We start from the raw sequence: 16454 nt of genomic DNA, 5'->3' as shown, positions 1-16454 counted from the left end.
GGGGCGGGCGGCAGGGCGGGTGTCCGGGCGGTCGACGGCGGGGGCGGCGGCCCACGGCCGCGGCGCGGCGTTCGCGGCGGTGCTCCAACTCCGGCCGCCCGTAGGCCCGCTCGTGCGCTCGCCGGTACGTCCGCGACGTGGTGCGGCGAGTTCCAGGGCGTCCAACGGCAGCTCAGCGTCGCTCGCGAACGTCTCCAGCACCTGCCCCAGCTGTCGGGCGAACGCGGCGGCGTCCTCGGCGTCCAACCGCTCACCGCGATAGGTCACCGTCCCCACCAGCGTGTCCGCCCCCTCCACGAAGCCCACAGCCAGGCCGAACTTGCCGAGCGTCTCGGCGCTCTGGCCGATGTCGAGCGGGGTCAGCGCCAGACCGTGCAGCGACCGTGAGCCGGTGGGTGGCGCGCTCTGCATGGTCAGCGTCACGTCGATGTACGGCAGCCAGCCGGGCCGGCGCGGCGGGTTCAACCGGTCCACGACCAGCTCGAACGGCACCTGATGGTGCTCGAACGCGGACAGTGCGCTCTCCCGCACCTCGCGCAGCACCTGGGCCGGGGTACTCCGGCGCTGCTGCCGGCACCGGATCACCACCGTGTTCAGGCAGGGGCCGAGGATGTCCGCGAAGCCCTGCGACCGGTTGGAGACGGGGGTGCCGAAGACCAGGTCGTCCTGGCCGGTCCAACGATGCAGCACCGTGCTCAGGGCGGCCGCGGCCACCATGTACATACTGACGCCGTGTTCGGCCTGCAACCGCCGCAGGCGCGGCAGGAGTTCGGCCGGGATCGGCACCGGCACGGACCCGTGCCCGCCCGGGACGGCGGGCACCGGCAGCTCCAGGTACGCCGGCGCGTCACGCAGGAAGTCCGCCCAGAAGGCGAGCCCCGCCTCGTTGGCGCCCTCGGCGCGCCGAGCGAGCTGCGCCTGGATGAAGTCGCGGTACTGCGCGGGCGCGGCAACCGGCTGCACTGGGCCCGAAGGTGCCTCGGCGGCCAGGGCCAGGGAGTTGACGGGCTGATGGAGCAGCTCGGGGAATCGGTCGAGCAGCTCGCCCAGGCTCCGCGCGAGGCGGTCCGCGTCAGCGGCGGAGAAGCGGTCCCCCCGGTAGGAGAGCGCCGCACGCAGCTGCCCGTCCACCAGCTGGACGGTGATGGTGAGGCCGAACTTGGTCTCGTACTCCCACCGCGAGTCGAACAGGACCGGCCGCAGCTCCAGACCACCCAGCAGCGGCCAGGCCTCCGGCTTGACGTTCATGTTCAGCGTCACGTCCACGTAGGGCGTGCGCTCCGGCAGCCGCACGGGCGCCAGCTGCTTGACCACGGACTCGAACGGCGCGCGCTGGTGCTGCAGGGCGTCCAGCAGGGTGCCGCGCAGCTCGGCCAGCAGCTCGGCAAGGGTCGTGTCGGCCGCGGACCGCGACCGGACCACCACGGTGTTCAGGCACGGGCCCACCACCTCGGCGTGCTCGCGGCGACGGTCGGAGACGGGCGTCCCGAAGGTCACGTCGTCCCGCCCGGTCCAGCGGTGCAGCAGCGCGGCCAGCGCGGTCGCCACCACCATGAACCAGGAGACCTCCTGCTCGGCCAGCACACCGCGCAGCCGCTCCCGCAGGTCCGGGGCGAGCGGAATCGTGACGGCGCCGTGCGGTTCGGGCGTCGCCGGGGGCTTGAACGGCAGCGCGCTGGGCGCACCGCGCAGCGCCTCGGCCCAGTAGGCGAGCGACGTGGCGGTACGGCCGTCGTGCTCCGCGGCGTCCCGGACGTAGTCGCGGTACTGGGTGGGCGCGGGCAGCTCACCGGGTGCACCGGGCTCACCGGGTACGCCGGACTCGCCGCTCACGCTCGCGTAGCAGCGGCCGAGTTCGCGCAGCAGCACGGGGGCCGACTCACCGTCAAAGGCGAGGTGGTGCAGGCAGAGGAAGAGGACTTGCTGGGTGCCGAGGTCGATGAGTGCGGCGCGCAGCAGGTGGCCCGAGGTGACGTCGAAGGGTTGCCGGGCGGCCTGGTGGAGCCAGGCTTCGAGGTGCCGCTCGGCCTCGGCCGGTGGCTGTGTCGAGTAGTCGGCGCGTTCCACGACGGGTGCCCAGGGGGCGTCGACCAGCTGGACGAGGTGGCCGTCGTGGTCGATGAAGCGGGTGCGCAGGATCTCCTGGCGTTCGACCAGCAGGGCCAGCGCCCGCTCCAGCAGGGCCGGGTCCAACCGCCCGTCGATCCGCCAGCCGAGCGGCACGTTGTAGAGCGCGGTGCCGGGCTCCAGGCGTTCCGCGAACCAGATCCGCTGCTGGAAGCCCGAGGCCGCGAACGCCCGCGCGCTCTCCTCCTCGGAGAGTGTCCGCTCCGCTGGTGGGTGCGGTGCCCCACCGAGCCCGCCGGACAGCTCTGCGCAACGCCGATCGACCAACTGGGCCAGGTCGCCTAGCCGTTGGTGCTCGAAGAGGTCGCGAACCGACACCTCGATGCCCAGTTGCTCGTAGAGGCGGGCCACCAGTGTGCTCACCTTCAGCGAGGTACCGCCGGACTCGAAGAAGGAGTCGTCCACCCCGGGGTCCGGCGCGCCCAGCACCTCCGACCAGAGCTGGGCCAGTACGGACCAGCGCGGCAGGCTCCGCGGCTCGGGCCCGGTTGCCTCTGCCACCGCACGAGGCTCGGGCGCCGGCGCGACCGCGCTGTACAGCTGGTCCAGTTCACGCATCAGGACGGGAGCCGACTCGCCGTCCCAGACCAGGTGGTGCAGACAGAGGAAGAGGATCTGCTGGGTGCCGAGGTCGATGAGTGCGGCGCGCAGCAGGCGCCCCGAGGCCACGTCGAACGGCTGCCGGGCGGCCTGGTGGAGCCAGGAGTCGAGGCGTTGCTCGGCCTCGGCCGGGGCGTGCGCGGAGTAGTCGGCGCGTTCCACGACGGGCGCCCAGGGGGCGCCGACCACCTGCAGGAGGCGGCCGTCGTGGTCGATGAAGCGGGTGCGCAGGATCTCCTGGCGTTCGACCAGCAGGGCCAGCGCCCGCTCCAGCAGGACCGGGTCCAACCGCCCGTCGATCCGCCAGCCGAGCGGCACGTTGTAGAGCGCGCTGTCGGGCTCCAGGCGTTCCGCGAACCAGATCCGCTCCTGAAATCCCGAGGCCGCGAACGCCCCCGCGGGCTCTGCCGGGCCCTTTGCCACTGCCGCCTCGGAGGGCGCGGCCGACCGGGGGAGGTGCTGGTCGAGCAGGGCTGCGAAGTCGCCCAGCCGAGGGGCCTCGAACAGGGTCCGCAGCGGCAGCTCCACGCCGAAGTGGTCCGCCACGTGGTCTATCAGCAGGCCGGCGAGCAGCGAGTGGCCGCCGAGCTCGAAGAAGGAGTCGCCGACGCCCGGCGTGACGCCACCCAGCACCTCGGACCAGATCTTCGCCAGTTCACCGACGCTGGAGTCGGCACCGGGGTCGGCGCCGGACGCCTCGTCGCCCTGTGCCGCCCCGCCCCACGCCTCCCCGTCAGCGGGCACGATCTCGACCGTGATCTCCAGTTCACGGCCGGCGGGCGAGCCGCGCAGCAGTTCCCGCAGCTCCTCCGGCAGACCGCTCGTGGGCCGCTCCGGGTGACGCGGCGTCACCCGCGCGGTGAGCAGGGCCGCACCGGACGGATTCCGCTCGACCCGCAGCTCGGCGTGGCCGATCGCCGGATGCTCCGCCAGCAGCGCCGCCAGCCGGCTCGGGTACAGCGGACCGCTCGTCGTCTCCACGCGCTCGTCCAGCCGCCCCAGGTACTCCACCCGGCCGTCCGGCAGCAGGCGCACCAGGTCACCGGTGCGCGCCAGCCGGCGCCCGTCCGGGCCGGTGACGAACTGCCGGGCGTCCGCGTCGGACCGCCGCCAGTGGCCGCGGGCCACCAGGGGGCCGCCGAGGTGTAGCTCCCCGTGGACGCCGAGCGGAGCGTGGTTGCCGTCGGGGTCGAGTACGGCCAGTGCCACGCCGTCGACCGGGCGGCCCAGCCTCGGGGGGACGCCGGGGACGTACTGCTCGGCGGTGGCGACCAGGGCGGTGGCGTGCTGCCCGTACACGTGGTGGATCCGCAGGCCGGGGGCGCGCTCGGCGAGCGCGCGGGCCAGGCTCGCCGGCAGGTCCGGGCCGTGCACGGCCAGCCCCGCGAGGCCCGATAGGTCCGCGTCCTGGGCGAGCAGCTCGCGCGCTCCCGGGAGATCGGTGATCAGCAGTCCGGCCCGCGCAGCAGGGGAGACGGCTGCGGGGGAGAGCTGGACCCGGCCGCCCGCGCCGAGCGGGAGCAGCAGCGCCAGCAGCGCGGGGACCGCCCCGCTGCCCGGCGCGCACCACACCCCGTCCAACTCGGCCGGGGTGAAGGCCCGAGCGGCCCAGTCGCCCAGCGCGGCCAGACTGCGGTGCTCGAACGCGATCCCGGCCGCCTCGGCCACCGGGTGGAGGAGGAAGGCCAGTTGGTCCGCCCGGACGGTCGCCGGCGCGGCGGCGCCGTCCACCGCGGGCGGCGCCTCGGACAGCAGCAGCGTGGCCGTCCCCTCGGGCAGCCGGGCGCTCAGCTCGTGAACCGTCAGCACCAGGTAGGGCCGGCTGTCGCCAAGGATCGCCCGCAGCGCCTCGTCCGGCTGCTCCGGGTCCAGTAGCACGAAGCCGGCGCCCGCCCTGAGGGTGGCGAGCAGCGCGACGACGAGCTCGGGCGTGCGCGGGGCGAGGATGCCGACCACGTCCTCGCGCTGCACCCCACGCGCCGTCAACAGCCCGGCCAGGCCCTGGGCTCGCGCGTCCAGCTCCTGGTAGCCGAGCTCACCCGAGTCGGCCGTCACCGCGACCCGGTGATGCGGGTCGCGGGCCTGCCGGGCCACCCGCTCGGCCAGCGACCAACCAGCGTCCGCCGAAGCCGAAGCCGAAGCCGAAGCCGAAGCCGAAGCCGAAGCCGAAGCCGAAGCCGAAGCCGAAGCCGAAGCCGAAGCCGAAGCCGGGGCCGCGGACGGCTGCTCCGATACTCCCGACCGGGCGGGCCCGGGTGCCTGGGCCAGCGTCCGCTCCGGGTGGGCCACCATGTCGGCCAGCGTTCGCAGGTACTCCTCGGCCATCGCCGCGATCAGCTGCGGCCCGACCGCGCCCGTCGGGTCCTTCCACAGCAGGCTGGTGTGGTTGCCGTCCTCGCGGACCATCGTGGTCAGCGTGTAGTCGGCGGAGCTCTCCATGTCGAGCAGCCGCAGCGTGCAGCCGTCGCCGCCCGGGCCGCCCAGTGCGAACGCCTTGACGTCCACCTCCGTGGCGCGGGAGGCGTCCCAGTACTGGAACACCGTCTGGTGCGTGCGGCGGTGGGCCGCCCAGCCGCCGAGCCCCACCTGCTGCAGGATGGCGGGCAACGGCAGGTCGCCGTGCGCCTGGCAGGCGCGCATGTCGGCCCGCAGCCGGCGCAGCACCCCTGCGTAGTCGTCGGAACCCGCCAGACGCTGCCTGATCGGCAGGGCATTGACGAAGAAGCCGATCCGGTCCGCCAGTTCCGGGGCGCGCCGCCCGTGGAAGGGCGCGGAGACGAGAAGGTCGTCCTGGCCGGTGTAGCGGCGCAGCAGGACGAAGTAGGCGCCGAAGAGGAAGGTGAAGCGGCTGACGCCGAGTGCGGCCGCGCGCTCGGTCACCTGGGCCGAGAGCACCGGGTCGAGGACCGTTCGGTGGACGTGGTAGCCGGGCGCGTCGAGGCTGGCGGGCAGCGGGAGCGCGGGCACGTCCTCGCCGAGGAACTCGCGCCAGTACGCGCGGAGTTCCTCCCCCTCAGGCCCCTCGGCGAAGGCGTGGGAGCGCTGGGCGAAGGCGGTGACCGGCCCGGGGTCGTCCACCGGACCGAGCGCCTCGCCGGCGTAGGCGCGCCGCAACTGGGCCAGCAGGCGCAGGATCGAGGCGCCGTCGAAGACCAGGTGGTGGACGGCGATCAGCAGCACCGTCCAGTCCGTGCCGCGCAGCACATCGACCCGGGCGAGCGGGCCGTTGGCCAGATCGAACGGGCGCTGCCAGGTGGACCGGACGGCCTCGTCCAGGGGCTGGTCCACCTTGTGCTCGGTCACCGGGATCGCCGGTGCCCCGGCCCAGGTCAGCCGGGGTCCCTCGGGGTGCTGACGGACCCGGGCCCGCAGTGTCGGATACCGCCGGCCCAGCTCCGCGACGGCCTGGCGCAACCGGTCGAGGTCGAGGTCGCCGTGGACCAGGAAGGGGGTGGGGATGATGTGGGTCCACTGCTGCGGGTCGAGCTGCCAGGACACCCACATGGCCTCCTGTCCGACCGAGAGCGGCAGCGCGTCATCCCAGTTGCCTTGATGCTCCCGACTGTCCCGGTGGTCCTGGTCGGGCGCTGCCGGCCGGGTCGAGTCGCCGAGGTCGAGGTGTTGAGCTGTCACGATCATTCCTTCAGCTAGCCGTCGGCGGGGTCTCGGTCAGTACGTCGGACATCAGGTGCGCCCACCGGTCGCCGGCCAGCCACGCGGCGCTGGCGCTCGCGTGCTCGCCGGGCTGCTCCACGGTGATCCGGCGCCACAGGTCGTCGATCCGGCGGCGGGCGGCGGCGCAGTAGAGGTCGGCCAACTCCTGGGTGCTGTCGGGCCCCAGTCGGCCGTACCGCGAGGTCCTGGCCAGCACCAGGGACATCAGCAGCAGCTCGCTCGCGACCTGGTTCAACTGGATCAGCAGGTGCTCCTGGGCGAACAGCTCCTGGGGGTCCGGGTGGCGGCGGGCCAGCGCCAGGCAGGTCCGGGCGAAGGCCTTGACCTGGTGGGCGGTGAACCGCAGGTGGTCGAGGTTGGGTTCGGTCAGGTCGGCGTCGTCCAGGCAGCTGACGTCGACCTGCTCCGACTCGATCGCCCGCGCGTTCTCCGGTTCCGGGTAGTAGCACCAGAAGATGCCCACCTGCGAGGTCCAGTTGTCGATCTGGAAGTCCACTCCACCAGAGATCCGCAGACCCCGGGCCTCCCGGAAGGCCCGCTCCACCGGCAGCGGTTGCGCTCCGCGCCGGGCCTTGCTCTGGGCGCTCTCATAGCCCTCGGCGCCCAGCAGTGACATGGTCCGGTCGACCATGCGCCAGCAGGTCATCGAGGACAGGTTCTTGGCCGCGACCTGCTCGTAGCGCAGGTTGACGGCCCGTTCTCCGTCCCTGGCGTCCTCGCCCAGCAGGCACCACTGGGCCAACGTCTCCAGCGCGAAGACCTCGGAGAGGGTCGCCGAGACCATGCGCTGGATCTCCTCGAAGGAGCCGAGCGGGCGGTCGTCCACCTGTCGCCGGTTGGCGAACTCCCGTGACCAGTGCAGGCAGAGTTTGCCGAAGGCCAGCGACGGGCCCGCGATGGTGTGCACCCGGCCCCGGATGATCAGGCGGCTCAACTCGGGGGTGAGGCGGCGGTTGTGCTCCTCCTCGACCATCACCAGCTCGGCCGGCACCCGCACGTTGTCGAAGGTGAGCGCGCCGGCCGGGAACCCCTTGAGCCCCATGAACTCGTGGTGCGCGGACACGCTGAAGCCAGGACTGCTGGTGTCGACGAAGAACACCCGGACCCGGTCGCGGTCCGGCCCCTGCACCGTCGCGGTGACGTTCACCATGCCCGCGACCGGGCCGTTGCCGGTGAAGACCTTCTGTCCGTTCAGCAGGTACGCGGCGCCGCCCTCGATGGGGGTGGCGATCGTCATGCGCCGCCGGTTGGCGGCCCCGGCCGGCTCGGTGTCCGCGTTGCCGGAGATGACACCGCCCCGGACCCGGGCACTGATGGTGTCGCGCAACGGCCCCGGAGGCAGGGCCGGCAGGTAGGAGCCGACACCGATGGTGTTCTGCACCGAGAGCAGCTGCGCCACCGGCATGGACCAGCTCGCGGCCGCCTGGACGATCCGGAAGGTGTTCATGCTCGACAGGCCCAGGCCGCCGAGTTCGGGATCGGCCTGCAGTCTGGTGTAGCCGCCGGCCACCAGTGCGTCCAGCAGACCGGTCGGCAGCCGCTGGGAGACATCGACCTCGGTGGGATCGACCCGCTCCCGGAGGAGGGCGCCGAAGGCGGCCAGGACGCGGTCACCGGCCTGCTGGTCGGCCCCGTCCTGCACGGGGAAGGGGTGGATGAGGTCCCAGCGGAACGTGCCCCGGTAGAGGTCCTCCAGGAAGCTCGGTACTCCTGGGGTGTGCCAGAGGTTCTGCGGGCGCGAAACGGTGTGCGGGCGCGAGCTGGTCGCCATGGTCTCCGTCCGGAGGTATATGGGGCTGGGGTACGACGGGGGCGGTGAGGGTGCGCAGGGCGTACGGGGACGGGGCGCGCATCGGCGCGGCACTGTCAGCGCGTCACCAGGTCGGCCAGCGCCCGCCGGTCGGTCTTGCCCGAGGCGTTCAGCGGCAGCTCGGGCAGCCGCACCAGGTGATGGGGGATCATGTGGGCGGGCAGGCGGTGGCGCGCATGCGCCAGCAGGCGCTCTTGCACTCCCTCGGACGCGTCGTCCTCGGTGGTGTAGAACGCGGCCAGCACGGGGTCGCCGACGGCGGTCGTGACGGGCGCGACGACCAGGTCGACCACGCCCGGGGCGGTGCGCATCGCCGCCTCGACCTCGCCCAGCTCGATCCGGAAGCCGTTGATCTTGACCTGGTCGTCGGCCCGGCCCGCGAACTCAAGGCTCCCGTCAGGCAGCATCCGGGCCAGGTCGCCGCTGCGGTAGTACCGCTGGGCCGGGTGGCCCGGTACCCGTAGGACCGGGAAGCGCGCCGCGGTGAGGTCGGGCCGGCCGAGGTAGCCGAGCGAGACGGCGGCGCCCGCCACGTGGATCTCGCCGACCTCGCCGGGGGCAACGGGCGCGTCCGCCTCGTCCAGCACCAGGACGGTGTAGCCGGGCAGCGGGTGCCCGATGTGCGCAGCCGGATCGGGGGCGGCGTCGCCACAGGAGGTGTCCGCCGCCGTGTCCCGCGGGCCGGCCGCCGCGTCAGCCGCGTCGTCCAGGAAGCGGTAGGTGGCGAAGACGGTGGTCTCGGTGATGCCGTACATGTTGACGAAGCGGGTGCCGTCGCCCGCGCGCTCGCGCCAGCTGCGCACCGAGTCCGGGTCGATCGGCTCACCCCCGAAGATCACGTAACGCAGGCCCGGGACCGGGTCGTTGGTCCGGCGGGCCGCCGAACGGGCCAGGTAGCGGAAGACGGAGGGCACCTGGTTGAGCACCGTCACCCCCTCCTCGACCAGCAGCCGGTGCAGGGCCCTGGGCGAACTCGCGGTGTCGGCCGGGACCACGACCAGCCGGGCGCCGCGGGTCAGCGCTCCCCACATCTCCCAGACCGAGAAGTCGAAGCAGTGCGAGTGGAAGAGCGTCCAGACGTCGGCTCCGCCGAGGTCGAGCACCTGATCGCAGGCGTCGAGCAGGGTGGCGACGTTGCGGTGCGAGACCTCGACGCCCTTCGGGCGCCCGGTCGACCCGGAGGTGTAGATCACGTAGGCGGGGCTGTCCGGCGCCGACGCCGGACGCTCGACGGCGGTGGTCCCCGGCACGACCGGTTCCAGGCGGTCCATCCGCAGCACGGGCAGGCCGGCCAGCACCTCGCCCGGATCCTGGTCCGCGACCACGGCCGACAGCGCCGCGTCATCGGCTATGTACCGCAACCGGTCGGCCGGGTAGCCGGGATCGAAGGGGACGTAGGTGTGTCCGGCCGCGAGGACGGCCAGAATCGCGATCACCACCGCGTTCCCGCGCTCCGCGTACAGGCCGATCCGCGCGCCGGGGGTGGGGATCTGCCGCACCAGGACTGCCGCCAACTGGTCTGCATGCAGGAGAAGTTGACGATACGTCAGGTGTTTGTGGCCGTCCGAGAGGGCCTGCGCGTCGGGGGTGCGGGCGGCTTGCGCGGCGAAGCGCTGATACAGGTCCAGAGGGATTTCCATGCTGCTTCTCGCCTTCGGTGGAGCTGCGTGCGATCGGCCTGGCCGGCCGGTGGTGGGGTGGCCGGTACCAGGGGTGGCCGGTGCCGGCGCCGGGTTCACAGCACCAGGCGGACCCCGTACCGGTCGAGCCAGGTGTTGAGCTGGAGTGCCATCTCGACGTCGGCCCGGCCCAGCCAGCCGCCGCGGTCGATCAACCGCGGGTCCTCGACGAAGGCCTGCGCGGCCTTGGTGTCGAGCAGCGCCGAGACGGGGGCGTGCGGGTCGGCCAGGACGCCCGCCAGCGCATCGCGCAGGTGCGTCTTGTAGCCGTCGTCGTACGTCACGGGGAAGGGCGTCTTGGGCCGGGTCAGGATCGAGGGCGGCAGCAACTCGCGGGCAACGGCCCGCAGCAGACTCTTCTCCCGGCCGTCGTAGGACTTCATCGCCCACGGGGTGTTGTAGAGGTACTCCACCAGGCGGTGGTCGCAGAAGGGGAACCGGATCTCCAGAGCGCCCGCGGTGCCCAGCCGCTCGGAGTGCAGCAGGAGCGGGTCCAGCCACCGGGTCAGGTGCAGATAGGAGAGCTCGCGCATCCGGCGTTCGAGTCCGGTGGAATCCGGCAGGTGCTCGACCTCGGAGATCGCGTCGTGGTACTGCTCGGTGCAGTACGTGTCCAGGGCCAGCCAGTCGAGCAGCGCCGGGTCCAGCAGCCCGGCGCCGATGCCGTGTTCAAGGCCGAGTTTGCGCGCCAGCGTCAGCCACGGGAACATCTCGGCCTCGACGATGGTCGGGTCGCCGGCCCAGGCGAACCCGCCGAACACGGTGTCGGCCGCCTCGCCGGACAGCGCCACCTTGATGTGCTCGCCCACCGACCGGAAGAAGAGGTAGGGCGTGATGTTCTTGTCGCCGTAGGGCGTCGGCAGGTCCTTGGCCATCAGCACCGCGGTGCGCACCACCGGGTCGGCGAGCACCCCCGGATCGAGCGGCGCCTCCAGGTGACGGGTGTCCAGGTGGTTCACCACCTCCGCCACGTAGGGGCTGTCCGGCACGCTGCCGGCGTTCGCGCCGATCCNGTAGGGGCTGTCCGGCACGCTGCCGGCGTTCGCGCCGATCCCCACGGTGAACGTGCGCAGCGGCTCGCCTTCCGGTGTCCGGGGCGCGGCCAGAGCGGCCATCGCACTGGAGTCCAGGCCGCCGGAGAGCAGGATCCCGGGGGCGGGCTCGCCGGTCATGGCCGAGGCGACCGCCGTGGTCAGCAGCCGGCGGACGGTGTCGACCGTCTCATCCAGGCTCTCGGTGTGCGGGATCGGGCGCAGCCGCCAGTAGGCCTCGGTGCGGATGCCGTTCACGCCGACCTGGACGATATGCCCCGGGGCCACCTCGTGCAGGTCGCGGAAGACGCCGCGCCCGGGCACCTTGATCGCCGTCAGCACGGTGCGAAGCCCGTCGGCGTCGACCCGGGCGTTGGCCAGCGGGTGCGCCAGGATCGCCTTGGGCTCCGAGCCGAAGAGGACGCCGGCCTTCAGCGGAAGGTAGCTCAATGGCTTGATACCCATGCGATCTCTGACGAGTATCAACTCATTGACACGCAGATCCCAGATGGCGAACGCGAACATGCCGTCGAGCCGCTGCACGCCCCCCGTCCCCCATCGGAGATAGGCGCGCAGCACCACCTCGACCTCGCTGCCGCAGCTGAAGTGCTCACCGGCGTCGGTCAACTGCCGGCGCAGCGTGGCGATGTTGGACACCGACCCGTCGTAGCTGATCACCGCCACCGGCCGGCCCTGCTCTGTCACCACCACCGGCTTGCCGGCGTCGTTCTCGTTCACCGCGCCGGTGCCACGCTGCCCGAGCACCGCGCGCGGACAGGCCCACAGGCCCTCTCCGTGCGGGCCGCGGCCGGCGAGGGAGGCCGTCATGGCGAGGACGGCGTGCCGCTCGCGTGCCACGTCCCGCTCGAAGTCGATCCAGCCGGCGATTCCGGACACATGCTTCCTTTCCTTGGTGTGTGGGTACCGGGAGGCGTTCAGTGCACGCCGTGGCCGGTGGTCCGCGCCTGCCGCAGAGTCTCCGCGAGCGGGCCGAGATCGGACTGGCGCATCAGGTCCTCAAGGGTCAGCAGTCCGCTGAGCTCGGTGGCGACCTTGAGCACCCCCAGCGAAGTGCCGCCGAGGTCGAAGAAGTTGTCCTCGGCCCTGATCTGCTCGGCGGGCACGCCGAGTACCTTCGCCCAGGCCGCGGCGATGGTCCGCTCGGCCCACCGCGGCGCCCGCGCTGCGTGGCCGCCGGTGTGGTCCGCTGCCTCCTCGCCGGGCGTCGTCCCCGCCGGCCGAGCGGCGTCGGCATCGGCCGGCAGCGGCAGCGCGGCCCGGTCGAGCTTGCCGTTCGAGGTGAGCGGGAACGCGGCCAGCCGCACCAGGTGGGCGGGCACCATGGCCGCGGGCACGATCTGCGCCAGGTGCCGACGCAACTCGCCCGCCGCCACCGCCGTCCGGCTCTGCACATAGGCGCACAGCTGCGGGTCGCCGCCGGGCGCCGACCGGGCCACGACCACCGCGCCGGTGACCGCCGGGTGCCGCAGCAGCGCCTCCTCGACCTCGCCGAGCTCGATCCGGACGCCGCTGATCTTGACCTGGTGGTCGTTGCGGCCCAGATACTCGATGGCCCCGTCGGGCCGCAGCCGGACCAGGTCCCCGGTGCGGTAGACGCGGTCCTCACCGGGGAACGGGTCCGCCACGAAACGCTCGGCCGTGAGCTGCTCGCGGCGCAGGTAGCCGCGCGCCAGGCCGACACCCGCGATGCACAACTCGCCGCTCGCGCCCGGGGGAGTGGGGCGCAGCCGCTCGTCCAACACGTACAGGCGGGTGTTGTCGATGGGTCGCCCGATCGGCACCCGCGCCGGGTCCGGGTCGGCGCAGCGATGGTGGGTGACGTCGACCGTCGCCTCGGTCGGCCCGTAGAGGTTGACCAGCTCGGTGCCCCCGAGCGGGCCGAACACGGCGTGGAATCGGCGGACGTGATGGCTGGTCAGCGCCTCGCCGCTGGCGAACACCTGCCGCAGGCCGCCCAGTCGCCGGTGCTGCCCGGTGGCTTGCGCGTACTCCAGGAACGCGTTCAGCATCGACGGCACGAAGTGCAGGACGGTGACGCCGTGCCGTTCGACGGCCGACATGATCCGGTCCGGGTTCTTCTCCCCGCCGGGCTCCAGCAGATGGACGCGAGCGCCCGCGCGCATCCACCAGAACAGCTCCCAGACGGACACGTCGAAGGCGATCGGCGTCTTCTGCAGGATCACGTCCGCGGCGCTGAGCGGGTACTCGCGCTGCATCCAGCTCAAGCGGTTGACCACCGAGCGGTGTTCGACCATCACCCCCTTGGGGTGGCCGGTGGACCCCGAGGTGTAGATGACGTACGCGAGGTCGGTGCTGCGCCCGAGCCGATCCACCGGACTGTCGTCGTCGGCGTAGCTGGCGGGCGCGTACGGATCGAGGACCGTGCAGTGCTCGGGCACCCGAGCCGGCGAGCCGGGCCGGGCGAGGACCAGCTCGGCCCGGCTGTCGGCGAGCAGGTAGGCGATCCGGGCCTCGGGGTAGGAAAGGTCCACGGGCACGTAGGCGGCGCCGGCCTTGAGCGTGGCGAGCACCGCCACCAGCATCTCGCAGGAGCGTTCGACCGCGACCGCCACCGGTCGGCCCGGCCCGGCTCCGTGCGCCCGCAGGGTGCGGGCCAGGCGGTTGGAACGGCGGTCGAGTTCCGCGTAGCTGAGCGAGGATCCCGGGCCTGCGGAGTCCGGCCCCGTCGAGGAGTCCGGGCCTGAGAAGTCCGGGCCGACCACCGCGGTCCGGTCCGGATCGCGCAGCACCTGCTGCCGCAGGAGGTCCTCGATCCGGGCCTCCTGGTCGAACTCCACCGTGGGGCCGGCGACCGAGCAGTCGCGCCAGGGCTGCTCGGGATCTGCTGGGCGTGCGGGTTTCGTCATCGAAGTCCTTTTCGCGGGTGGCCTCACGGGTGACCTCGCCGGTCACCGACCGGACGGGCTACCGAGCGGATTTGAGCCGTCCCGCAGCCGGCCGTCGATCAGGCCGAGCAGCGCCGTCGGGGAGTCGACCAGGTACATGTGTCCACCGGGCAGGCAGGCGGTATGGAAGTCGTCCGTGGTGCAGTCGCGCCACTCGGCCAGTCGCTCGGCGGCGATCAACTGATCGTCCGAGCCACGGATCGCCGTGATCGGGATGTCCAGGCTGCTGCCCGCCGAGGGACGGTACCGCTCGTGCATCTCGATGTCGGCCCGCAGCGTCGGCAGCAGCATGCCCCGCATGGCCGGATTGTCGAAGGCTGGGTGGCGGTACCCCACGGCGCGCTCGACGTGGTCGAGGAACTCCGCGTCCGGCAGGCCGGTGGCCTCCAGGCCGTGCCGGCTCGCGGGACCTGCCGACCCGCTCACGAACAGGCCGCGCAGCGGGATCGTGGTCTCGGCGGCCAGCCGGCCCGCCATCTCGAAGGCGAGCACGGCGCCCAGGCTGTGCCCGAACAGCGCCACGCCGCCGTAGCCCGCGACCTGTTCGCGCACCCACGGCAGCACGTCCTCGACGACGTCCGCCACCCGGTTGAGCGGCGGCTCGGCGAAGCGCTTTTCCCGGCCGGGCAGACCGACCGGCGCGATGTCGAGGCCGGTCGGCGCCAGCGACTTCCACGGCATGAAGAACGAGGGCCCCGCGCCCGAGTGCGGAAAGCACAGGAGGAGAGTGGAATTCATCGGAACAGGCCTTCCTGACGTGCAGGTTCTTACGCAGGGATGACCGTACGAAGGCCGCCTTGCGGAGGGCTTGCGTCCCGCTTGCGTTCCCCTTGCGGTCCACTGGCCTGCTGCCGGGCGGCCCCGTGGCAGCGGGCAGGCGGATGACATGGCGCGGGTCGCCGTTGCGCAGGGTGAAATGGGTGGTGGGGGACTTTCGTTGATATGGGGTGTGGGAGGGGGAATGGGCTGCTCTGTGCTGTCACTCAACTCCTGGTTAAGTCGGGGGTCCCTACTGTCCGTAAGTGGACTGGTGCGGCGCGTTCGTTGCATGACAGGATGAGTGCGGCGGATTTGGTGGCTTAACTGTTCGTTGGGTCGATCGATGGGGGACGGTGGGCATGAGCGTGGGGGGCGACGGCCGGTCCAAGGGGGCGGGCAGCGCGCTCGCGGAGCGGCTCAACCATCTCTTCGCGAACATGCATCCGCCCGGGGCCCCGTACACCAACGCCTTCGTGGCCGAGGAGATCAGCGGCGGGGCGGAGGAGTACGGCGGGGTCAAGGTCACCGAGCAGTATCTGTCGATGCTGCGCAACGGACGGCGTGCGAACCCGAGCCCGGAACTGCTGCGCGCGCTGGCCAAGTTCTTTGCCGTGCCTGTCGGTTATCTGCTGGGGGACCTCTCGCAGCCGCAGGCCGCGCGGGTGGAGGAAGAGGTCCGCTTCCTCGCCGCGATGCGGGACCAGCGGGTGCGCGCCATCGCGCTGCGCTCCGTCGGGCTGCCGCCGGAGGTGCAGGACAGCCTGACGACGATCATCTCCCAGTTCCGGCAGCAGATGAATCTGCCGGCCGATCCGCCGGAGCAGGGCGGTGATCGGCGCGGTGAGTGACCCGATACGGACCGCTGAACGCGACCAGGTCTTCTATTACTGGCAGCGGACCGGACACGAGGACGGGACGAGCATGCGAGTGGGGCAGATACGAAGGCGGTGCAAGCGCCTCATCAAGGAGCTGGCACTGCCCGCCGCAACCGATCTGCGCGGGCTGTGCGATATCGTCGCCAGCCGTGTGGAGCGGCCCGTCCATCTGGTGCCGATGAGCCTGGGCGGTGTGGTCTCGGGCATGACGGCCGTCACCGACGAGGGCTACTGGGTCTTCTACGAGCTCAAGACCTCGCCCTGGCACCAGGCGCACATCGTGCTGCACGAACTGAGCCATCTCCTGCTCGGACACGGCCAGGACCCGGCCGTCACCGAGGACGCACTGAAGATGTGGACGCCGTCGGTCGATGTGGCCACCGCCATGCGGCGGATGGGCCTGACCATGGGCTTCGCCCGGCACCACGGCTATGACAACCTCGCCGAGCGGGAGACCGAGGTCCTCGGCACGCTCCTGATGGAGCGGGTGGCGCCCTCGGCGGCCGAGCGCGAACTCCCCCTGGAGGGCCAGGCGGCCGAACTGGCGGCGGCGCTCGGGCCCGCGTTGCAGCACGTCCGGCGAGGGCAGGACGCCCCTGCCGACGGCGGGGGATCCGACGGTGTCGAGGCGGGCGCGGCCGGGGACGGAGGGCCGCGTGTTTGACGTCATCTATCTGTCGTTCGGCGTGGCCGCCTGGGCGATCGTGGCGTACAAGGCCGTCGCCTGGTTCCGTGACCGCAGCAATGCGGACCTGGGGCTGGCCTGTGTGATGACCGGCGGGGTGGCGACGGTCTTCCTCTTCTCCGCGCCCAGCCTCTACCGCGCCTTCGACCGGCTGGTCGGCGTGGCCAACCTCGCCATGGTCTTCCTCTACTCCTCCGTCGTGGTGTTCGCCGCGGGCGCGCTGGTGTTGCTGCTGCGCTGGACGGCGGGCGAGGGCGCGGCCGCCCGGGCCCGGGCGCGGGCCAGG

Annotated in this window: 8 protein-coding genes and 2 pseudogenes; 3 read left to right on the top strand and 7 right to left on the bottom strand. The window is 72.4% G+C overall.

All coding sequences use genetic code 11. The features are described 5' to 3' along the window. The 7 genes and pseudogenes from DY245_RS25435 to DY245_RS25410 all read right to left on the bottom strand — a co-directional run. Positions 1–6360, bottom strand: a 6360-nt coding sequence (locus DY245_RS25435; RefSeq protein WP_181923860.1) for a condensation domain-containing protein, incomplete at its 3' end; no start/stop codon positions are given. 10 nt (positions 6361–6370) lie between these two features. Next, the gene (locus DY245_RS25430; protein WP_128509554.1) at positions 6371–8173 is read right to left on the bottom strand and encodes an acyl-CoA dehydrogenase family protein; all 1803 of its coding nucleotides are present in this window, start codon (positions 8171–8173) and stop codon (positions 6371–6373) included. 95 nt (positions 8174–8268) lie between these two features. Further along, positions 8269–9852: an amino acid adenylation domain-containing protein gene (locus DY245_RS25425; RefSeq protein ID WP_128509553.1), complete on the bottom strand. Its 1584-nt coding sequence runs from the start codon at positions 9850–9852 to the stop codon at positions 8269–8271. Between the two features lie 95 nt (positions 9853–9947). Continuing rightward, positions 9948–10903 (bottom strand): annotated as a pseudogene (locus tag DY245_RS48400) (asparagine synthase-related protein); the annotation flags it as partial. Position 10904: 1 nt separating this feature from the next. Further along, positions 10905–11819 (bottom strand): asparagine synthetase B family protein (locus tag DY245_RS46730; RefSeq protein ID WP_244943256.1); only part of this gene is annotated, 915 nt, incomplete at its 3' end. A gap of 38 nt (positions 11820–11857) precedes the next feature. After that, positions 11858–13810: a non-ribosomal peptide synthetase gene (locus DY245_RS25415; RefSeq protein WP_128509551.1), complete on the bottom strand. Its 1953-nt coding sequence runs from the start codon at positions 13808–13810 to the stop codon at positions 11858–11860. A gap of 42 nt (positions 13811–13852) precedes the next feature. Then, a complete protein-coding gene (locus DY245_RS25410; protein ID WP_128509550.1) occupies positions 13853–14587 on the bottom strand; it encodes a thioesterase II family protein in 735 nt (244 codons plus the stop codon). A gap of 380 nt (positions 14588–14967) precedes the next feature. On the opposite strand from DY245_RS25410, the gene DY245_RS25405 reads away from it, so the two are divergent. The 3 genes and pseudogenes from DY245_RS25405 to DY245_RS25395 form a co-directional block, all read left to right on the top strand. Beyond that, entirely contained in the window at positions 14968–15456 is a 489-nt protein-coding gene (locus DY245_RS25405; RefSeq protein ID WP_128509549.1) for a helix-turn-helix domain-containing protein, read from the top strand. 79 nt (positions 15457–15535) lie between these two features. Then, entirely contained in the window at positions 15536–16147 is a 612-nt protein-coding gene (locus DY245_RS25400; RefSeq protein WP_128509555.1) for a hypothetical protein, read from the top strand. Then, positions 16140–16454: pseudogene (locus tag DY245_RS25395) on the top strand (MAB_1171c family putative transporter); the annotation flags it as partial. The gene DY245_RS25400 and the pseudogene DY245_RS25395, both read left to right, overlap by 8 nt.

It is taken from the genome of Streptomyces inhibens, from assembly GCF_003389455.1.
Lineage (GTDB): Bacteria > Actinomycetota > Actinomycetes > Streptomycetales > Streptomycetaceae > Streptomyces > Streptomyces inhibens.
The sequence above is the reverse complement of the archived record's forward strand: the minus strand, read 5'-3'. Positions and strand labels throughout refer to the sequence as shown.